The sequence below is a fragment of the Micromonospora sp. NPDC057141 genome, from assembly GCF_042670805.1.
Classification (GTDB): Bacteria; Actinomycetota; Actinomycetes; order Mycobacteriales; family Micromonosporaceae; genus Micromonospora.
In genome coordinates, this window is sequence record NZ_JBHUVA010000001.1 from 57,359 (window position 1) to 76,667 (window position 19,309).

The window sequence follows — 19,309 nt, forward strand, 5'->3', positions numbered from 1 at the left end:
GCGACGCACAGTTGATCAGGGGAGTGCACCACACGTGGTAACCCCACACCCGGCCCCCACCCGTGCTCGGCGAGCGAGATCCGTTCCGCTGCGGCACGTCGCGCCCGGCCTGCTCCGCGACCCCGTCCGCGCTCTCGTCGGATTCGGCGAGCGGGCCGGCGGCGAGGTGGTCCGGCTCAACGTCGGCGCGTTCCGACCCTACCTGGTGACCGACCCCGACCACGTGCAGCAGGTGCTGGGAGACCGGGCCGACAACTTCGGCCGGGCCGGCGACGGCGCGTTCTGGGGCCCGCTGCGCCGGCTGTTCGGTGACGGCATCCTCGGTGACGGTCCGGTGTGGTCGGACAGCCGGCGCATCCTCCAGCCGCTGTTCACCGCCCGGCGGGTCGAGTCGGTGCTGGACCGGCTGGCCGCGACGATCGCCGACGCGGTCGCCGAGCTGGACGCGCCCGCCCGCGCCGGCCGGCCCGTCGACATCGGCGCCGAGCAGGCCCGGATCGTGTGCCGGGCGATCATGGAGACGTTCTTCGGGGACCGCATCTCGGTCGCCGACGCGCTGCGCGTCATCCAAGCCCAGGACGCGATCGCCACCTCGGTGATCCCCCGGGTGCTGGTGCCGTTCGCCCCGCTGGCGCTGCCGATGCCCGGCGACCGGGCGTTCCGCGACGCCGCCCGGCGCATCGACGAGGTGCTGGTGCCGATCGTCCGGTCGGCGCGGGGCAGCGACGGCGACGACGTCATCGCCACGCTGTGGCGGGGCACCACCGCCGACGGCCGGCCGCTGGACGAGCGGCAGGTCCGCAACGACACCGTCGCCATGGTCGCCGTGACCACCGAGACCACCGTCAACGTGCTGACCTGGCTGTGGCCGCACCTGGAGCGCGCGCCCGAGGTCGCGGCCCGGTTGCAGGAGGAGATCGACTCGGTGGCGGGCGGCGGCCGGGTCGGTCCCGAGCACCTGCCGCGGCTGCGCTACACCCGGATGGTGCTCGACGAGCTGATCCGGCTATACCCGGTGGCCTGGCTGGTGCCCCGGCAGGTGCTGCGGCCGACGACGCTCGGCGGCGTACGCCTGCCGGCCGGGGCGACGCTGCTGGTCAGCCCGCTGGTCACCCAGCGGCTGGCCCGCTACTGGGACGACCCCGGGGCCTTCGACCCGAACCGGTTCACCCCGGAGCAGGTCCGGACCCGGCACCGGTACGCGTTCTTCCCCTTCGGCGGCGGCCCGCACCAGTGCCTGGGGATGCACCTGTTCTATCTGGAGGCACAGCTCATCGTGGCGAACCTGTTGACCCGCTACCGGCTGCGGGCGCGCAGCCCCCGCCTGCCCGCCGTGCAGCTCGCCGCCGCGCTGCGCACGAGGGACCGCGTGGAGCTGGACGTGCGTCCCGCCCACACCGGGGCCGCCGCGTGAACGTCGTCACGCCACCGTCCACGGTGCTGCCCGACCAGCTCTCCGTCGCCGCCGAGCAGGGCCGCATCTGCGCGCTCGCCGCGCAGGGGCAGCGCGACCTGCAACGGCAGGCCGACCGCTACCCGGACCTCTTCGCCGGCCGGGCCTTCGATGCCGCGCTGTTCAGCAACATCGCCCTGGCCATCGCCTTCGGCGCGCCCTGGTGCACCGCCGAGCAGCTGCGGCTGACCAACCGGATGGTGCTCTGGGGGTTCGCCCTCGACTGGCGGATCGACTACCTGGCGAAGTCCCGGGCGGACGTCGACCGGGTGGTGACCGGCGCCCTCGCGGTCGCCGAGGGGGCGAGTCCCGACGCCGAGGACCCGCTCGGCCGCCTGCTCGCCGAGCTCCGCGACGACCTCGCGGAGGTTCCGGCCTTCGCCGAGCTGGGCGGCGCCTGGCGCGCGGCGGTGCGCCGCACGGTGACGGCGATGGCCCGGGAGTGGGGCTGGAAGACGGCCCGGGAGCGGGACGGGGCACCGTTGCCCGGCATCGCCGAATACCTCGCCAACGCCGACAACCTCGCCTGCACCGTGGTCAACGTCGCGCACTGGATCTGGACGGGCGACGCGGAGACGCACCGGCGGCTGGGCCCGCTGGTGACCGTCAGCGACGAGGTGCAGCGGGTGCTCCGGCTCGTCAACGACCTCGCCACCTACGAGCGGGACCTCGAATGGGGCGACCTGAACGCGCTGCTGCTGGTCGACGACCGCGCCGAGGTCGACCAGCGTATCGTCGAGCTGGTCGAGCGGTGCACCGAGCTGCTGGCCCCACTGTCGGGCGGCTGCCCGCTCCAGGCGGCGTACCTGGCCCGGCAGATCGGGTTCAGCAGCGGCTTCTACCGGTCCGCCGACTTCTGGGGGCAGCGGTGACGATCGCCCGGCAGCGGGCCACCGCTCCCCGCCGCGCCGACCGGCCGGCCCGGGACGCGGAGTCCGCCGCGGACGCCCGCGAACTGGTCGCCGCGATGACCCTCACCCCGGGCGGGCAGTCCTCCGCGTCGGTGTACGAGACCGGGCGCCTGGTCAGCCTCGCGCCCTGGCTGACGCACCACGTCGAGCGGGTCGCGTATCTGCTCGCCGCCCAGCGCCCCGACGGCGCGTGGGGCGGCCCGCAGGGGTACGCCCTGGTGCCGACGCTGAGCGCCACCGAGGCGCTGCTCACCGCCCTGCGCCGGGGGGACGCCGACCGGCTTTCCGGTGCTCGCGCCGCCGAGCGACTGGGCCGGGCCGTCGACGGCGGGCTGCGCGCCCTGTACCGGTGGCTCGCCGGCCCGGCCACGATCACGCCGCCCGACCTGCCGGCCGCCGACCTGACCGTCCCGGCGCTGGTCGGCTCGGTCGCCGCGCACCTCGACGCGGTGCGCGCCGACCCGCCGCCCGGCCTCGCCGCCTGGCGCGCCGCCGGCCCGCTGCCGCTGCCGTCCGGGCTGGACAACGTCCGGCTCGACCGGGTCCGCGCGCTGGTCGCCTCCGGCCGTGCGCTGCCGACGAAGCTGCTGCACGCCCTGGAGGTGGCCGGTCCGGCGGCCCGGCGTGCCGCCGGGGTGACCCCGGTGGGGCCCGGCACCGTGGGCGCGTCCCCGGCGGCGACCGCCGCCTGGCTGGGCGCGCCCGACGCGGGGCCCGGGGCCGCCGCCGCAGTGGCCTACCTGGAGGACGCCGCCCGCCAGCAGGGCGGCCCGGTGCCGTGCGCGACCGGGATCACCGTCTTCGAGCGGGCCTGGGCGCTGAGCACCCTGAGCCGGGCGGGTATGACGCTGCCGGTCCCGCCCCGGCTGCTCGCCGGGCTCGCGGCGACCGTCGGCCCCGCCGGCACCGCCACCGCGCCCGGCCTGCCCGTCGACGCCGACACCACGGCGGTGACCCTCTACGCCCTGGCCCGCCTCGGCCGCCCGATCGACCCGGCCAGCCTCTGGGGCTACGACACGGGCGAGCACTTCTGCACCTGGTCGGGGGAGGACGGCGCCTCGGTCACCACCAACGCCCACGTGCTCGACGCGTTCGGTTGGCACCTGGCCCACCACGCGCCGGCCGACGCCCGGCTCGCCGCCGTGACGCGGCGGCTCACCGGCTGGCTCGCCGACCGGCAGTCGTCCGACGGGGCGTGGACCGACCGCTGGCACGCCTCGCCCTACTACGCCACGAGCTGCGCGGTGCTCGCCCTGGCCGGTCCCGGCCGGGGCCCGGCCGCCGTGGGCGCGGTGACCCGGGCCGCCGGCTGGGTGCTCGCCGGGCAGCGCGCCGACGGCTCCTGGGGACGGTGGGGCGGCACGGTCGAGGAGACCGCGTACGCCGTGCAGGTCCTGCGCGCCGCCGGGCCAGCCGCGTCGGCCGGCGTCGACGCGGCGCTGGGGCGGGCGCGGCGCTACCTGGCCACCATGGAGGGACGCGACGGCGCGCCCGCGCTCTGGCATGACAAGGACCTCTACCGTCCCGTGGTGATCGTCCGCGCCGCCGTCGCCGCGGCCCGCCATCTCGTCCGAGCCAGGGCTGGCGGTGACGTCGTCGCAGGGTCCGGGTGCCGGAGGGCACCCGTGATCAGTGCCGCTTGAGTGAACAAACCCGACACTGCTAGCGTGCGCGCGTGGTCGACCGTGTACCGGCCACACACGCTCCGGCAGCCCTCGAACACCCGGCCAGGACGGTGTGATGCGTTCCCGCAGTACGAATCTCCGTACCAAGATCGTCGCCCTGCTGGCGTCGCTCGTCGCGCTCTGGGCCTTCGCGGCGTGGGTGACCGTGCGGGATGGGTTCAACCTGCTCGGGGTGCAGACACTCAACGAGTCGGTGTCCGAACCGAGCGAGGCGCTGGTCCTCCAGCTCCAGCGGGAACGGAAGCTGTCGCTGGCCTACCTGGGGCGGCCGGACGAGGCGCGGCGTGAGGCGCTCGGCGCGGAACGGCGGCGCACCGACGAGCTGGCGTCGACGTTCCGCGAGTCGTCCGGCGGCTGGCGCACCGCCGTCGCCGCCAGCGACACCCTGGAGCAGCGCCTCGACGCGGTCTACGGGCAGCTGACCCGGCTGGGCGACACCCGCGCCGAGGTGGACGCCCGCAGCGGCGACCGGTCGTCGACCCTCGCCGCGTATGGGCAGGCGGTCCGGTCCATCTTCGACGTCTACGCGGCCCTCGGCCTCCTCGACGACCAGCAGGTCGGCGAGGACACCACCGCCCTGATCGAGCTCAACCGCGCCCGTGAGCTGCTCTCCCAGGAGGACGCCATGCTCACCGGCGTGCTCTCGGCGGGGCGGATGACCACGGCGGAGCGGTCCCAGCTCGCCCAGCTCATCGGCGCGCAGCGGTTCGCGGCCGACCTGGCGGTGAGCTGGCTGCCCGCCGCCGACCGGGAACGCTACGACGCGATGATCGGCGGCGAGGCGTTCGCGAACCTGCGCGACCTGGAGGACGGCATCCTGCAGGGCCGGGGCGCCGACCCCCGGCTGGGCTTCGAGGTCGCCGACTGGGACTCGGCGGTGGCCCCGGCGCTGTCCCGGTGGAGCGAGGTCGTGATCGCCGGCGGCGACGACGTGGTCGAGCGGGCCACCCCGGTCGCCGTCACGGTGATCATCCGGCTGGTGCTCGCCACGGGCCTGGGCCTGCTCGCCGTGGTCGCGTCGATCATCGTGTCGATCACCACCGCCCGGGCGCTGCTGCGGCAGCTGGAGCGGCTGCGCGACGCGGCGTTCACCCTCGCCAACGACCGACTGCCCAGCGTGGTGGAGCGGCTCGGTCACGGTGAGGACGTGGACGTCGCCACCGAGGCGCCACCGCTGGAGTTCGGCGACGACGAGGTCGGCCAGGTGGGCAAGGCGTTCAACGCGGTCCAGGAGACCGCGCTGCGCACCGCCGTCGAGCAGGCGGAGCTGCGCCGCAACGTCCGCGAGGTCTTCCTCAGCCTGGCCCGGCGCACCCAGGCGCTGGTGCACCGCCAACTCACCCTGCTCGACGCGATGGAGCGCCGGGAGCAGGACGCCGAGGAGCTGGAGGACCTGTTCCGGGTCGACCACCTCGCCACCCGGATGCGGCGCAACGCCGAGAACCTGATCGTGCTCTCCGGCTCCACGCCGGGCCGGGCCTGGCGGCGCAACGTCCCGATGGTCGACGTGGTCCGCGGCGCGGTCGCCGAGGTGGAGGACTACACCCGGGTCAACGTGCTGCCGCTGGGCAACGTCTCGCTGGCCGGCCGGGCGGTCGGCGACATCATCCACCTGCTGGCCGAGCTGATCGAGAACGGCCTGTCGTTCTCGCCGCCGCACACCACGGTCGAGGTGCGCGGCCAGGCGGTGGCCAACGGCTTCGTCATCGAGATCGAGGACCGGGGCCTCGGCATGAGCGAGGAGGACCTCGCCGCCGCGAACCACCGGATCGTCGACCGTTCCGAGCTCAACCTGGCCAATGCCGCCCGGCTCGGCCTGTACGTGGTGAGCCGCCTCACCGACCGGCACGGCGTCCGGGTGCAGCTGAAGGAGTCGGCGTACGGGGGCACCACCGCGGTCGTGCTGATCCCGGCGGAGCTGGTCACCGACTCCGGCGAGGCCGGCGGCCCCGGGCGTACCGGCAGGACCGACCCGAGCGCACCGGTCGTGGCGGCCCGGCCCCGCCCGGCCGGCGACCGCCCGGCCGCGCCGGTGGCACTGGCGGAGGCCCCGACGGCCCCCACCGCCGGACCGGCCGTGGCGGACGACGGCGTGCCGGGCCTGCCCACCCGCGCGCGGCCCCGCGCGGCACCGCCTGCACCGGCCGCCCCGGGCAGGGAAACCGAGCTTCCGGTACGCTCCCGGCGCCCCGCCGGACAGTCGGCGTTGGACGCGCCGACCGTGCCGACCGGCCTCCCGATCACCACGCCCCGGCCGTCCGGCGGCGACCCGGCTCCCGGCTCCACCGTGGAGCGCCCGGAGCACGCCGGCCGGCCCGACGGGATGGCCGCCGACGGCGAAGCCGCCGCCGCGTCCGACGCCCCGACCCCTGCCCCGGTGCAGCGGACCGGCGCCGGGCTGCCGGTACGCGTACGCCAGGCCAACATCGTGCCGGAGCTGCGTGAGGACCCGGCCGCGCAGCCCGACGACGACGAGGACACGCCCCGGGCACCGGAGCAGGTCCTCAAGATGATGAGCTCCTACCAGAGCGGCACCCGGCGTGGCCGCACCGACGCGGCCCGGCTGCTCGGTGGGGCCGGCGGCGCGGAGCCCACCGGTGGCTCCGGTGACGCCGCCGACGAGCACGAGGCGACCTGAGGACAGCGCGGACGACGCGCGCCCGTGGCGGGACGGCAGGTCCCAGACGACAAAACGGCGACACCAGCCGGGGGAGAAGAGGACGACGAGTGGGGCAGAAGACGGCTTCGAGTGCCGATCTGACGTGGTTGTTGGATGATCTGGTCGGCCGGGTGAAGCAGGCCGAGCACGCTGTCGCGCTCTCCACAGACGGCCTGCTGATGGCCTCGTCGCAGGGGCTGAGCCGGGACGACGGGGAACACCTCGCCGCCATGGCGGCCGGCATCCAGAGCCTGGCCCGGGGAGCGGGCAAGCGGTTCGGCGGCGGCCAGGTGCAGCAGACCATCATCGAGATGCAGTCGTCGTTCCTGTTCGTCACCGCCGCCGGCCGCAACGCCTGCCTCGCGGTCCTGGCCTCCGAGGACGCCGACGTCGGCCTCATCGCGTACGAGATGGCCATGCTGGTGACCCGGGTCGGCAAGTACGTGGCCTCCCCGACCCGGCTTCCCGAGCAGCCGGTCGGCGAGAAGTAGCCCGCCATGACGGTCCCGGGGGAGTCCACAGAGGAACAGTGGGTCGACGACCACGCCGGGCCGGTGGTCCGACCGTACGCGGTGACCGGTGGCCGGGCGCGCCCGGTCACCGGCACGTTCGACCTGATCTCCCTGGTGACGGCCACCCGCGCGGAGGTGTCGCCGGAGGTCGGGCTGGGTCCGGAACACCTGGCCATCGTCGCGCTCTGCCAGCGGATCCAGTCCGTGGCGGAGGTCGCCGCCCACCTGGACCTGCCGGTGGGCACCATCCGGGTCCTGCTCGGCGACCTGATGGCGCGCGACCTCGTGCAGGTACGCGAGCCGCGGACGACCGCGGGCCTTCCCGACGACAGCATCTTCGAGGCGGTTATCAATGGACTACGGGCACTCTGAGCGGCCGGCGGGAGCCGTGCCGCTGCCCACCGCGATCAAGATCCTGGTCGCGGGCGGTTTCGGCGTCGGCAAGACCACGATGGTCGGTGCGGTCAGCGAGACCCGGCCGTTGCGGACCGAGGAGGTGCTCACCGAGACCGGGGTCGGCATCGACGACCTGTCCGGGGTGGAGGGCAAGACGACCACCACGGTGGCGATGGACTTCGGCCGCATCACCATCAGCGACGACCTGGTGCTCTACCTGTTCGGCACCCCGGGTCAGGACCGGTTCTGGTTCGTCTGGGACGAGCTGGCGCTCGGCGCACTCGGCGCGGTGGTGCTTGCCGACACCCGGCGGCTGGCCGACTGCTTCCCGTCGATCGACTACTTCGAGGGGCGCGGCACCCCGTTCGTGGTGGCGGTGAACTGCTTCGAGGGCGCCCGCCGCTATCGGCTCGACGAGGTGCAGGCCGCGCTCAACCTCGACCCCGGGGTGCCGGTGCTGCTCTGCGACGCGCGGCAGCGGGAGTCGAGCAAGGAGGTGCTCATCACGCTGATGGAGCACGCGCTGAAGACCCGGGAGGCCCGCCGCCGCGCGGGCTGACGGTCACGCTGACCTGGCGTCCCGGTTCGCCGGGTCCGGTCCCCGCCCGCTGTCCGGGATCTTCCCGGACAGGCCGCTGTGGGCCGACCGTGGTGGGGAGCATTCCACACCAGGGAGGTCAGATGCGACGTCGATGGATGGCGGCCGGTGCGGCGCTGGTCGTGCTGGGAACGCTAGCGGTGGGGCCGCCGGCCGGGGCGGCGTCCCCGCCGGAGCAGCACTGCGTGGTGGACGTGGCCACCGAGGAGATGGACTGCTACGACAGCTTCCGCAAGGCCACGGCGGCGGCCAGCGGCGGCCGGATCACCGACGCGCCAGACGACGCCCAGGCCGCAGCGGCGGATCCCGGTTTCCGGCGCCTGCTGAGCGGCGGCGGTCGGAAGCTGGACGGTGTCGGGGCGGCCCAGGAGGGTTTCGTCGCCCAGGCCGACATCGTGATCGGCGTCATGTACGAGGACGACAACTACGCCGGCAGCACGTTGACCTACCGCGCCCCGTCCGGCTGTACCGGGCCGATCACGGACGTCGACTGGTTGGTGGAGCTGATCACCCCGGACTCCTGGAACGACGAGATCGGCTCGTTTCTCGCCGGTGGCGGGGCCTGTTGGGTGAGCCTCTTCGAGCACCGGAGTTGGCTCGGTGCGTCGACGCCCTTCGCCTCCCTGGACGACGAGCTCGGCGTTCTGGACGACGAGGCCAGCTCGATCCGCTGGAGCTGAGCTGCCGCAACTCCGCTCGTCCGAGGGGGCGAACCGAGAGGCCCTCTCCCACCTGGCCGACGGTGGGAGAGGGCCTCGTGCTGCGGCCTACGACTAGCTGGCGATCATGCGGCGCAGGACGTACTGGAGGATGCCGCCGTGGCGGTAGTAGTCCGCCTCGCCCGGCGTGTCGATGCGGACCACGGCGTCGAACTCGACGCCGGTGTCGGTGCTGACCTGCACCGTGCGCGGGGTCTCGCCGTCGTTCAGGGCGGTCACCCCGCTGATCGAGAACGTCTCGGTGCCGGTGAGGCCCAGCGACTCCGCGGTGGTGTCCACCGGGAACTGCAACGGCAGGACGCCCATGCCGATCAGGTTCGACCGGTGGATCCGCTCGTACGACTCGGCGATGACCGCCCGCACGCCGAGCAGCATGGTGCCCTTGGCCGCCCAGTCCCGCGACGAGCCGGAACCGTATTCCTTGCCGGCCAGGATGACCAGCGGGACCCCCGCCTCCTGGTAGGCGCTGGAGGCGTCGTAGATGGTCGTCTGCTCGCCGGTCAGGTGGTTGACCGTGAACCCGCCCTCCACGCCCGGCACGAGCTGGTTGCGCAGCCGGATGTTGGCGAACGTGCCCCGGATCATCACCTCGTGGTTGCCCCGGCGTGAGCCGTACGAGTTGAACTCGTGGCGCGGCACGCCGTGCTCGGCCAGGTAATTCCCGGCGGGGGAGTCGGCCTTGATCGAGCCGGCCGGGGAGATGTGGTCGGTGGTGACCGAGTCGCCCAGCTTGGCCAGCACGCGAGCACCGGCGATGTCGGCCACCGGCTGCGGATCCTTCGCCATGCCCTCGAAGTAGGGGGGCTTGCGGACGTAGGTGCTCTCGCCCTCCCAGGCGAACGTGTCGCCGGTCGGGGTGGGCAGCGACTGCCACCGCTCGTCGCCGGCGAACACGTCCGCGTACGCGGCACTGAAGCCGGTCGCGCCGATCGACTTGGCGATGACGTCCTGGATCTCGGCGCTGTTGGGCCAGATGTCGCGCAGGAAGACGGGGTCGCCTGCGCTGTCCTCGCCGATCGGCTCGTTGGCCAGGTCGATGTCCATCGTGCCGGCCAGCGCGTACGCCACCACCAGCGGCGGGGACGCCAGGTAGTTCATCTTCACGTCCGGGTTGATCCGGCCCTCGAAGTTACGGTTGCCCGACAGCACCGACACGACCGCCAGGTCGCCGTCGTTCACGGCGGCGGAGACCTCCTCCGGCAGCGGACCGGAGTTGCCGATGCAGGTGGTGCAGCCGTACCCGACCAGGTTGAAGCCGAGCTTGTCCAGGTAGGGGGTGAGGCCGGCGCGGTCGTAGTAGTCCATGACGACCTTGGAGCCCGGCGCGAGGGTGGTCTTCACCCACGGCTTGCGGGCCAGGCCCTTGTCGACGGCGTTGCGGGCCAGCAGCGCCGCCCCGATCATCACCTGCGGGTTCGAGGTGTTGGTGCAGGAGGTGATCGCGGCGATCACCACGGCGCCGTGGTCCAGCTCGTATTCCCCGCCGTCGGCGCCGGTGACGCGGACCGGGTTGCTGGCCCGGCCGCCCGCACCCACGGCGGCGGTGACCAGGTCGCGCGGCGCGTCGGCCGGGTCGTTGACCCCGTTGGCGGGGGAGTCGCTGGCCGGGAAGGACTCGGCGGACGCCTCATCGGCCGGCCCGGCGGCACCGAGCGGCTTCTCCTGCTGCGGCACGCCCGCCTTGCGGCCGGCGTCGCCGCCGGTGACGTAGTCGGTCAGCGCCGAGCGGAACAGCGTCTTGGCGCTGCCCAGCGGCACCCGGTCCTGCGGGCGCTTCGGGCCGGCCAGGGACGGCTCGATGGTGCCCAGGTCGAGCTCCAGGCGCTCCGAGTAGTCCGGCTCGGCGGCCGGGTCGTGCCAGAGGCCCTGCTCCTTGGCGTACGCCTCGACGAGCGCGACCTGCTGCGGGTCGCGACCGGTCAGCTCCAGGTAGCGGACGGTCTCGGCGTCGATCGGGAAGATCGCCACGGTGGAGCCGTATTCCGGCGACATGTTGCCGATGGTGGCCCGGTTGGCCAGCGGCACGGCGCTCACGCCGGGGCCGTAGAACTCGACGAACTTGCCGACGACGCCGTGCTTGCGCAGCATCTCGGTGATGGTGAGCACCAGGTCGGTGGCGGTGGTGCCGGCCGGCATCTCGCCGTGCAGCTTGAAGCCGACGACCCGGGGGATCAGCATGCTGACCGGCTGGCCGAGCATCGCGGCCTCGGCCTCGATGCCGCCGACGCCCCAGCCCAGCACGCCCAGGCCGTTGACCATCGTGGTGTGCGAGTCGGTGCCGACCACCGTGTCCGGGTACGCCTGCCCGCCCCGCTCCATGATCGTCCGGGCCAGGTACTCGATGTTGACCTGGTGCACGATGCCGGTGCCCGGCGGGACGACCTTGAACTCGTTGAACGCGGTCTGGCCCCAGCGCAGGAACTGGTAGCGCTCCTTGTTGCGCTCGTACTCCAGCGCGACGTTGCGCTCGAAGGCGTCCTCACGGCCGAACAGGTCGGCGATGACCGAGTGGTCGATGACCAGCTCGGCGGGCGCGAGGGGGTTGACCTTGGTGGCGTCGCCGCCGAGGTCGCGGACCGCCTCGCGCATGGTGGCCAGGTCGACCACGCAGGGTACGCCGGTGAAGTCCTGCATCAGGACCCGCGCCGGGGTGAACTGGATCTCCACGCTCGGGTCGGCGGTCGCGTCCCAGCCGCCGAGCTGGCGGATGTGGTCGGCGGTGATGTTCGCGCCGTCCTCGGTCCGCAGCAGGTTCTCCAGCAGGATCTTCAGGCTGTAGGGGAGCCGTTCGTGCCCCTCCACCTTGCCGATCTTGAAAATCTCGTAGCTCGCGTCTCCGACGCGTAGCTGGGTCTTCGCACCGAAGGTGTCGAGGCTCGCCACGTCGTACTCCTTCACACCAGCGACCGTGAGTAGTCCTGAGCAGTCTGTCGCACCGGCCGGGGCGGCGCCCCGGTTAGGTGACACTTACCGTGATTCTCGCTCCAACAAAACCGTACGTCCGTCTTGCTAGTCGCGCAACCTCGCGCCAGGCTTCGGGATCGCGAGCCGGCGTCGCCACCGCCGGCCCCGGCCCGGCCGGCTGTCGTCCGATGCGCTGTCGCTTCTGGCTAGGGGCCACCGCAGGTCTTCAGGGGGCTCCACCGGTCGGCCGCCCCGATCGTCAATCCGCCGTCAACCGGCGGGGTCACCTCGTGCCCCGGTTTTGACGGGGAGGGAGTGGACTGGCTGCACAACTCACTTGAAGGGGTGACGATAGGTGCCTAGATCCCGATACGCTGCGGTGCTGGCCCTCGCAGTCCTGGCTGGAACCCTCACCTTCGCCCCTCCGGTGCGGGCCAACGGAAACTTTGTCTTCTTCCCCACCAACGACAGCTACGTGAGTGCGGGCTCGCCGAACAGCAACTTCGACAACCAGCCGGTGCTGGCGGTGGCCGCCAACCCGACCCGGATCTCCTACCTCAAGTTCTCGGTCACCGGTCTCCTCGATCCCGTTATTCACGCCCGGCTGCGCATCCACGTGTCGGCCATCCCCGACGCCGGCAGCCGCACCGGCGGCACCGTCTACCGGTCCGGGACCAGCTGGTTGGAGACGACCCTGACCTACGCAAACCGTCCCGCCCTGACCGGTGCGCCGCTCGGCACCTACGGTCGGGTGGCCGCCAACACCTGGTACGACGTCGAGGTCACGGCGGCGGTGGTCAACAACGGGATCGTCAGCTTCGGGATCAGCTCCGCCGACGCCAACGGCGCCTACTACAGCAACCGCGAGAGCGGCTCGACCACCGCACCGCAGCTACTCGTGGAGACCGGTATCCCGGGCACCGGCGAGAACGTGCTGCTGGCGGCCGGCGACATCGCCTCCTGCGACCGGGACAACGACGAGCAGACCGCGCGGATCCTCGACCGGGAACCCGGCACGGTGGCGGCCCTCGGTGACGTGGTCTACGAGAAGGGCACCCCGGCCGAGTTCACCAACTGCTACGGGCCGACCTGGGGGCGGCACAAGGCCCGCACCAGACCCGCCGTCGGCAACCACGAGTACCTCACCGCCAATGCGGCCGGTTACTTCGGATACTTCGGCGCCGCAGCCGGCCGGCCGAACGAGGGCTGGTACTCCTACGACATGCCGGCCGGCGGCTGGCACATCATCGTGCTGAACTCCAACTGCAGCAAGGTCGGCGGATGTCACGCCGGCTCGCCCCAGGAACGCTGGCTCCGCGCCGACCTGACCGCCAACCCGGCCCGGTGCACCCTGGCGTACTGGCACCACCCGGTCTTCAGCTCCGGTGACCGGGAACGACCGGAGTTGCTCCCGCTCTTCCGGGCGCTCTACGAGGCGGACGTCGAGATCCTCCTCAGCGGCCACGCCCACCAGTACGAGCGGTTTGCCCCGCAGACCCCGAACCGGGTGGACGACCCCATGCAGGGCATCCGAAACTTCGTGGTCGGCACCGGCGGTCGTTCCCTCCAACCGGACTTCGGGACGATCGTGCCGAACAGCGAGGTCCGCAACGGCACCACCTACGGGGTGCTCAAGCTGACCCTGGTCCCCGGGATCTACCAGTGGCGTTTCCTGCCGGTGGCGAACCAGACCTTCACCGAGAGCGGCGCCGGCACCTGCCACTGATTCCACCGCAGATCAGGCCTGTCGGGTCGCCCGCCACGCCCTGCGGGCCTGCTCCGCCAGCCGCTCCGCTGTCGCCGGGTCTGCCTGGTACAGCGCGGTCAGCATCCGCATGTCGCTGACGCTGATCCCGACCGCACCCAGTTCCACCCGGCGCAGTTTCGACGTCGACCAGTCCATCCACTGGGCTGCGGCCTCCAGTGACAGGCCATGTTCCTCGCGCAACCGGGCCAGCTCATGCCGGTAGGTGCGCAGGCTCTGCCCCGGCCACACCCGAGGCACCCGTTGAGCCTGCTCGGCCAGCGCGCGGACCCGGTCCGCGTCGCCCGGTGCCGTCAGCGCGACCAGTTCGGCGACCACCTGGTCCAGCGTGGCCAGCTCCCGTACGTCCGCGTGCTCGGTCATCGCGTCACCCCGGTCGCCTCCGCCAACGCGAGCAGGTGCGGATCCGGCCGGCGTACCCCGGCCAGCACGTCGGCCAGCGCGGCCCGCCCGGCGGGCCTGATCCGTACCTCGGCGGGCACCAGGCGGTCCGCGTGCAGCAGCGCCCCGCCCGCCCCGGCCGCGTCGCCGGCACGCACGTACGCGCCGGCCACGTCGACCAGGTGCGCGGCCCGGTGCTCGATCGGCAGCCGTTGCCAGCCCGGCCCACCGACCAGCGCCTCGTGGAGGTCGACCGCGCGCCGGCCGTCCCCGAGCAGAACGGCGGCGGCGACCCGGGCCGCGTCGACCGCCGCCCGCTCCGGCCCGCCCGGCGACGTCACCACGGTGGCGTCGCCGAGCATCTCCTCCACCGTCGACCGGTCGCCCGCCTCGGCGGCGGCCAGCGCGGCCTGGAGCAACGCCGCCGCGCACGCCGCCCGCTCGGCGGCCGTGCCCCCGCCGGGCTCCAGCGGGGCGACCTGGTGAGCGGCGACGACGGCCAACTCGAACGCGGCCTGCTGCCGGCCGGCGGCGCGCAGCGCCTGACCGAGCGGCACGACGGCGACCGCCGCCAGCACCGTATCGTCGCCAGCGGCGGCCAGCGCGCGGTCGGCGGCCAGCCACGCCAGCTCCGCAGCGCCGAACTTCACCAACACCAATGCGATGAGCTGGTACGCCCAGACAAGCTGCTCGCCCTGCCCGCCCGGAAGCCGGTGGCCGTCGACGAGCAGAGCGGGGGCCAGCCGCAGCAGATCGACGTACCGGCCGTGCCGGTACGTCGCACCGGCGTGCGCCACCCGGGTCCGGTAGACGACCGGATCGGTCGGGGTGGCCGGCGCGCCCAGCAGGCCGGGGTGGCGGGTGAGCGCGGCCCGGACCACCTCGACACCGGCCACAGCAGCTTGCTCACGCCCGGACTCAGGCGGGTTGTCGCGGTCGATCAGCACGTCCGGGTCGATACGCAGCACTGCGGCGATCTCCCGCAGCGTCGACACCTTGTCCAGGGCGCGGACGCCCCGCTCGACCTTGTCCACCCACGACTTCGACCTGCCGAGCCGGTCGGCGAACACCTGCTGCGACATGTTGCGCCGGCCCCGCCAGTACGCGACCCGGCGACCCACGGGCAGCTCATCCACCCTGCACCATCCGGGCCACGATGCGCGCCGAGTTGGCGTTCGCCCACGGCCAGCACCGCTTCGGTGTGCCGCAGACCGGGCAGCGGCCGTCGCGCTGCCGGTGGTCGTCCAGGTCCCGCTGCCACCACGGCACCTCCAGATCGCTGACAGCCTGGCTCACCGGTCGGCCCTGCCGTCGGTGGACTCGTGGCCGAGTGCCACGGTCGGGACGATCTCGGTCGGTTGGCAGTGCTGCGAGGTGGTGCGCGCGGCCTGGGCATCGGCGAGGATCTGCCGACGGGCAGCCGCCTGCTCGGCCGCCTGGATGCCCTGGCCGGTGCCGGGCGGCGGGGGCGGGTCAGACCGCCGCAGTAGCCATCGCACGATGCTCCGTACCTCGGACCAGATCGCCATGCCGCCGCCTATTTCTCTCAGGGGGCGCGGCAGCGGTGGCTCAGGTGGGAGGACCGGCCGCCGCCGCGCCTTGGGGGCGGGCAGTCACCTGGGAAGCAACAGCACCCGCCATACCTGGCTGGACGCGGCGTGGCCGTTTTCCGTGCTGTCGCCACGTCCTCTCGAAGAACGTAGGCGGGTGCGCGCCGTTCACGTATTGCTACCGGCTATGCGGTGAGCGTGATGTCCAGGCGTCGGGCGAGAACCCTGAGTTCCTTCGACACGGCCCGGCGGTGGGCCCGGCGGACCATCGCCGACACCGCGTCCCGAGCCAGCGGGTTCAGGATGAACAGCGACGGGGCGATGTGTTCTGCCCGGGTGAAGGCAATCTCCGCCTCCCGGTCCTTGCGGCCGGACTGCGCAAGGGCCCGCCCGAGGTCCATCCAGTACGCCTGCCGGCGATTGGCGATCGGTAGCGCATCCACGTTGACGGTCCGGGCCAGATCGATCACTTCCGGATGGTCACCGGACTCGCCGGCGATGGCCATCCGCCACAGCACGACGTTGGTCGGCCCGAAGCACATGGTGTTGAACCCGCCGTCCGGCGGCGGGTCACCGAGGGTCGCCGCCTCCCGCTCCGCTTCGGACAGGTGGTCGGCTGCGGTGCCGGTCTGCCCGTCGACCGCAGAGCGCAGCGCAGCGGCCAGGTGTAGTTGCCCGAGTACCTGCCGCACGTCCCGGTCCGTGGCGTGCGGTTGCAGGTCGGTCATCGTCCGGCCGGCGGCGCGCGCGGCGACTCCGGCTGCTTCGACGGGCAGGGCCTGCGCGTATGCGAACCGGGCCGCGCCCCGCCACGCCTGGTGCTCGACGTCTTCGGCGGCGGCCTGGGCGATGCGGGCCGCGTCGACGGCCAGGTGCCGGTGCCCGAGGTGCCGCAGGCAGGTCGACGTCAGGTAGGCCGCTTCGGCGAGCAGGACTCCGCCATGGGCGGAGGCTTCCGCGAGGAGCCCGGGAAGGGCCCGGGCCATGCGAATGTAGTCGGCGCTGAGCCGCAGGACGTTGGTGGCGTGAAGGGACGCGACAGCCTGTTCCCGGCTGCCGGCGGGCTTGCGCCGGTCACCATCGCTGATCTCCAGCAGGGCGGCCCAGATGGCGGGTACCGCGTCTGCGGCACCGGTCTTCGCCGGGTCGGTCGGATCGCCGGGCTGGTCGAGCAGGTCGGCGACCGTGACCTGTAGGGCAGCGGCGATGGCGATCAGCGTGGACCGACTGTCGATGCTGCGGTGCCCGGCCTCGATCTGGGAGATGTACGGCTGTGATAGGCCGGCGAGACCGGCGAGCACAGCTTGGGTCATTCCGCCTCGGCGTGCCCGCCAGTACTTGATGCGTGTGCCGATGGTGCCGGTCGACATCGTGCTGCCTCTCCCCAGGTAGCGGTCTGGGCGGTGGGCCGTCGACCTGCTACCACCGGTGGCCCCACCGTCTGCAACGGTACGCCCCCGTACGGTTATTCGGCTCGATGCGGTGAGGTGGGCCGACCCTTCAAAGCGCCGCTAGCCGGCCGACCCGGCCGAAGATCGTGCTCGATCCGGGAAAGTGTGGCCTCCGAGTCCGGGCGATGCCACTCTTTCCCTGTCGAGCGCGATCTTGTTCCCCTGGCCCGTCGGTCAGGCCGGCCTGTCGGGCGGTGCGGCGCCGATCGCGCCGGTGGCCGTGGCCTCCGCGTGCCGGTCGCGCAGCCGGGCGCGGATCTCCTCCGGGGTGTACGCCCGCCGCCGCCGCTCGGCGCGGGCGACGACCACCCCGGTCGCGGCGACCCCCGCGAGACCGGCCAGGCCGAGCCACTTCCACCACCGCATCCGTTGCCGCATGCGCCTAGGGTAGACGTTCATGAGCGAGCAGAGCGCCGGTGGCGACGGGGTCACGGGATGAGCATCGGCCTGGACGAGGCCGTGGAGCTGACCCGCACCGGCGACGTGTGGGTGTTCCGGGGCCGCAGTGTGCCCGACCGCGCCATCCAGCTCACCACCAACAGCCCGGTCAACCACGTCGGCATGGCGGTGGTCCTCGACGACCTGCCGCCGCTGATGTGGCACGCCGAGCTGGGCCGGTCGCTGCCGGACATGTGGACCGGCACCCGCCAGCGTGGGGTGCAGCTGCACGATCTGCGGGACGCGGTCTGCGTCTGGGCCAACCGGTACGGCCAGCGGGCCTGGCTGCGCCAGCTCGAACCGCCCGCCGACGCGACGATGGAGCAGGCGGTGCTGCGCACCGTCGCCCGCCTCGACGGCACGCCGTTCCCGTCGACCGCCCAGCTCGCCTGGCGCTGGGCGCGGGGCCGTGTGCCGCAGGTGCGGCTGCCATTGCCCCTGCCCGGGCGGCGGGACCGGGGGACCGGCCCGGCGGAGCGCGGAGCCGGCCGGCCGGAGCCGTCGGGCGGGGTCGCGGTGCGGGACCGGGCACTGGAGACGGCATACTGCGCCGAGGTGGTCGCGGTGACGTACGAGGCGATGGGCCTGCTGCCGGCGGGCCGCCGTCCGAACTGGTACGACCCGGGCCGGTTCTGGAGCGGCGACGACCTGGGGCTGACCGGCGGGGCCCAGCTCGGCGCCGAGATCGAGGTGCGCATCCCGCCACGGTGAGCGCTCGGGTCGGCGCGGTGCGGGGTGCCGCCGCCGGCTGCTGTGCCCTGCCGGGGCTGGTCGTCGCCGCCATCTGTACGGTGATCCGCACCGCCTGACCGCGTCGCGGCGACCTCCGGGTATGCGCGGCATCGACGGAACCGGGCCCACTGGACTGTTAGGACGGTTCAGTGATGCTCCGACTCTTTCCGACAATGCCGTTGATCGCTACGCTCTCCGGGCGGGACCGATGAGGGAGGGACATGTCGGGCACACGTCGCGCGCAACCCACCCCCGGGGCCAACACCGCCATCGCCAGTTCGCCCTGGATCGTGGTCTCGGTCGGGGTGGTGGTGATGGTGGTGCTGCTGTTCGTGGCGCTCGGCACGTACCGTAGCCGGGGGCCCGTCGGTGAGGCGTTCCCGGCTCCCGAGTGGACGATGTCGCTGCCGACGCTGCCGCCGACGGTGAGCCGGTCGGTGACGGAGCCGCCGGCGCCGGTGGTGCCGGGCCTCTCCCCGCGCTCGACGCTGTCGCCCAGCGGGGCGCAGCCCGCCGGGCACGTTGTGGTGCCCACCCCGGCCGGCGAGGGCGGTGCCGCCTCTCTGCCGGCGGAGCCGGCCGCCCCGCCGCCCGCCGGCCCGCCCGCGCCTGCGCCCGAGCCCCCGCCCACCCCGGCGAAGCCGCCCGCGTCGCCGTCGGTCACCGGCGCGTACCGGGTGATGAACGCCTACGACGGTGCGTTCATCGGCGAGGTGCTGGTGCGCAACGAGTCCCGCTCCCAGCAGGACTGGACGGTCCGGATGACCTTCCCGTACGCCCATCTGGTGACCGCCTGGATCGAGGGCGCGCCGCAGGGCAGGATCAGCCGCTCGGGCGACACGTGGACCTTCACCAGCGGCGTGGACCTGGCCCCGGGCGCCTCGGTGCCGCTGCGGTTCCACTTCGACCAGACCCGGTCCACCCGGCCGACGACCTGCACCGTCGACGGGGCCGGCTGCTCCGGCCTCCGCTGAGCTGATCCCCCTCCGTCACCACCGGCCGGGCCCGGGGTCGTCCCGTGCCGTGTGCACGTGCCTGCCTGCCCCTGCGCAGGCGCTTGCAAGATGACTGCTTTGTTACGACTCTGTTTGCAAGGTATTGCAGAACCTTTCGGCAAGGGCTAGCGTGCGGGCCAATCACGACCAGAGGAAGGCC

Annotated in this window: 18 protein-coding genes; 11 read left to right on the forward strand and 7 right to left on the reverse strand. The window is 73.3% G+C overall.

What is annotated here, in order from left to right; genetic code table 11:
• Positions 1-34: 34 nt before the first annotated feature.
• The 8 genes from ACFT41_RS00270 (at position 35) to ACFT41_RS00305 (ending at position 8,894) form a co-directional block, all read left to right on the forward strand.
• On the forward strand, positions 35-1,414 hold the full coding sequence (locus tag ACFT41_RS00270; protein WP_377581912.1) for a cytochrome P450: 1,380 nt from the start codon (positions 35-37) through the stop codon (positions 1,412-1,414).
• Positions 1,411-2,325, forward strand: a complete 915-nt coding sequence (locus ACFT41_RS00275; protein WP_377581914.1) for a terpene synthase — start codon at positions 1,411-1,413, stop codon at positions 2,323-2,325. Before ACFT41_RS00270 ends, ACFT41_RS00275 begins: the two co-directional genes overlap by 4 nt.
• Positions 2,322-4,007, forward strand: a complete 1,686-nt coding sequence (locus ACFT41_RS00280) for a prenyltransferase/squalene oxidase repeat-containing protein (RefSeq protein ID WP_377581917.1) — start codon at positions 2,322-2,324, stop codon at positions 4,005-4,007. The genes ACFT41_RS00275 and ACFT41_RS00280 overlap by 4 nt, the downstream gene beginning before the upstream one ends.
• Positions 4,008-4,104: 97 nt before the next feature.
• The gene (locus ACFT41_RS00285; protein ID WP_377581919.1) at positions 4,105-6,687 is read left to right on the forward strand and encodes a nitrate- and nitrite sensing domain-containing protein; all 2,583 of its coding nucleotides are present in this window, start codon (positions 4,105-4,107) and stop codon (positions 6,685-6,687) included.
• Positions 6,688-6,776: 89 nt separating this feature from the next.
• On the forward strand, positions 6,777-7,199 hold the full coding sequence (locus ACFT41_RS00290; protein WP_007072006.1) for a roadblock/LC7 domain-containing protein: 423 nt from the start codon (positions 6,777-6,779) through the stop codon (positions 7,197-7,199).
• Between the two features lie 6 nt (positions 7,200-7,205).
• Positions 7,206-7,592, forward strand: a complete 387-nt coding sequence (locus tag ACFT41_RS00295; RefSeq protein WP_377581921.1) for a DUF742 domain-containing protein — start codon at positions 7,206-7,208, stop codon at positions 7,590-7,592.
• Complete coding sequence (locus tag ACFT41_RS00300; RefSeq protein WP_377581924.1) at positions 7,573-8,175, forward strand: ATP/GTP-binding protein; 603 nt, start codon at positions 7,573-7,575, stop codon at positions 8,173-8,175. The genes ACFT41_RS00295 and ACFT41_RS00300 overlap by 20 nt, the downstream gene beginning before the upstream one ends.
• 122 nt (positions 8,176-8,297) lie before the next feature.
• Complete coding sequence (locus tag ACFT41_RS00305) at positions 8,298-8,894, forward strand: hypothetical protein (protein WP_377581926.1); 597 nt, start codon at positions 8,298-8,300, stop codon at positions 8,892-8,894.
• A 93-nt stretch (positions 8,895-8,987) separates the two neighbouring features.
• Here ACFT41_RS00305 and ACFT41_RS00310 read toward each other — a convergent pair whose 3' ends face one another.
• Positions 8,988-11,831 carry an aconitate hydratase gene (locus tag ACFT41_RS00310; protein ID WP_377581928.1) on the reverse strand — a complete coding sequence of 948 codons (2,844 nt, stop codon included), beginning with the start codon at positions 11,829-11,831 and terminating at the stop codon, positions 8,988-8,990.
• Between the two features lie 361 nt (positions 11,832-12,192).
• Between ACFT41_RS00310 and ACFT41_RS00315 the strand changes: the two genes are divergently transcribed.
• On the forward strand, positions 12,193-13,563 hold the full coding sequence (locus ACFT41_RS00315; RefSeq protein WP_377581931.1) for a DNRLRE domain-containing protein: 1,371 nt from the start codon (positions 12,193-12,195) through the stop codon (positions 13,561-13,563).
• 12 nt (positions 13,564-13,575) lie between these two features.
• Here the strand turns inward: ACFT41_RS00315 and ACFT41_RS00320 are convergent, their stop codons facing one another.
• The 6 genes from ACFT41_RS00320 to ACFT41_RS00345 form a co-directional block, all read right to left on the reverse strand.
• Positions 13,576-13,965 (reverse strand): helix-turn-helix domain-containing protein, encoded by a 390-nt coding sequence (locus ACFT41_RS00320; RefSeq protein ID WP_377581933.1) that lies wholly within the window; start codon positions 13,963-13,965, stop codon positions 13,576-13,578.
• The gene (locus ACFT41_RS00325; RefSeq protein ID WP_377581936.1) at positions 13,962-15,119 is read right to left on the reverse strand and encodes a helix-turn-helix domain-containing protein; all 1,158 of its coding nucleotides are present in this window, start codon (positions 15,117-15,119) and stop codon (positions 13,962-13,964) included. The genes ACFT41_RS00320 and ACFT41_RS00325 overlap by 4 nt, the downstream gene beginning before the upstream one ends.
• The gene (locus ACFT41_RS00330; protein WP_377582066.1) at positions 15,112-15,279 is read right to left on the reverse strand and encodes a hypothetical protein; all 168 of its coding nucleotides are present in this window, start codon (positions 15,277-15,279) and stop codon (positions 15,112-15,114) included. The genes ACFT41_RS00325 and ACFT41_RS00330 overlap by 8 nt, the downstream gene beginning before the upstream one ends.
• Entirely contained in the window at positions 15,276-15,512 is a 237-nt protein-coding gene (locus ACFT41_RS00335; protein ID WP_377581939.1) for a hypothetical protein, read from the reverse strand. Before ACFT41_RS00335 ends, ACFT41_RS00330 begins: the two co-directional genes overlap by 4 nt.
• 206 nt (positions 15,513-15,718) lie before the next feature.
• A complete protein-coding gene (locus ACFT41_RS00340; protein ID WP_377581941.1) occupies positions 15,719-16,903 on the reverse strand; it encodes a helix-turn-helix domain-containing protein in 1,185 nt (394 codons plus the stop codon).
• Between the two features lie 255 nt (positions 16,904-17,158).
• Positions 17,159-17,362, reverse strand: coding sequence for a hypothetical protein (locus ACFT41_RS00345; RefSeq protein WP_377581943.1), 204 nt, complete (start codon positions 17,360-17,362; stop codon positions 17,159-17,161).
• Between the two features lie 57 nt (positions 17,363-17,419).
• Between ACFT41_RS00345 and ACFT41_RS00350 the strand changes: the two genes are divergently transcribed.
• Positions 17,420-18,133, forward strand: a complete 714-nt coding sequence (locus ACFT41_RS00350) for a hypothetical protein (protein ID WP_377581945.1) — start codon at positions 17,420-17,422, stop codon at positions 18,131-18,133.
• 242 nt (positions 18,134-18,375) lie between these two features.
• The gene (locus ACFT41_RS00355) at positions 18,376-19,128 is read left to right on the forward strand and encodes a cellulose binding domain-containing protein (protein ID WP_377581947.1); all 753 of its coding nucleotides are present in this window, start codon (positions 18,376-18,378) and stop codon (positions 19,126-19,128) included.
• Positions 19,129-19,309: the final 181 nt, after the last annotated feature.

Bases quoted from the DNA above. Each gene is read 5' to 3' on its own strand.
- ACFT41_RS00285 (WP_377581919.1), top strand. From the start codon at position 4,105: ATGCGTTCCCGCAGTACGAATCTCCGTACCAAGATCGTCGCCCTGCTG.
- ACFT41_RS00295 (WP_377581921.1), top strand. From the start codon at position 7,206: ATGACGGTCCCGGGGGAGTCCACAGAGGAACAGTGGGTCGACGACCAC.
- ACFT41_RS00300 (WP_377581924.1), top strand. From the start codon at position 7,573: ATGGACTACGGGCACTCTGAGCGGCCGGCGGGAGCCGTGCCGCTGCCC.
- ACFT41_RS00305 (WP_377581926.1), top strand. From the start codon at position 8,298: ATGCGACGTCGATGGATGGCGGCCGGTGCGGCGCTGGTCGTGCTGGGA.
- ACFT41_RS00320 (WP_377581933.1), bottom strand. From the start codon at position 13,965: ATGACCGAGCACGCGGACGTACGGGAGCTGGCCACGCTGGACCAGGTG.
- ACFT41_RS00335 (WP_377581939.1), bottom strand. From the start codon at position 15,512: ATGGCGATCTGGTCCGAGGTACGGAGCATCGTGCGATGGCTACTGCGG.
- ACFT41_RS00340 (WP_377581941.1), bottom strand. From the start codon at position 16,903: ATGTCGACCGGCACCATCGGCACACGCATCAAGTACTGGCGGGCACGC.
- ACFT41_RS00345 (WP_377581943.1), bottom strand. From the start codon at position 17,362: ATGCGGCAACGGATGCGGTGGTGGAAGTGGCTCGGCCTGGCCGGTCTC.
- ACFT41_RS00350 (WP_377581945.1), top strand. From the start codon at position 17,420: ATGAGCATCGGCCTGGACGAGGCCGTGGAGCTGACCCGCACCGGCGAC.
- ACFT41_RS00355 (WP_377581947.1), top strand. From the start codon at position 18,376: ATGTCGGGCACACGTCGCGCGCAACCCACCCCCGGGGCCAACACCGCC.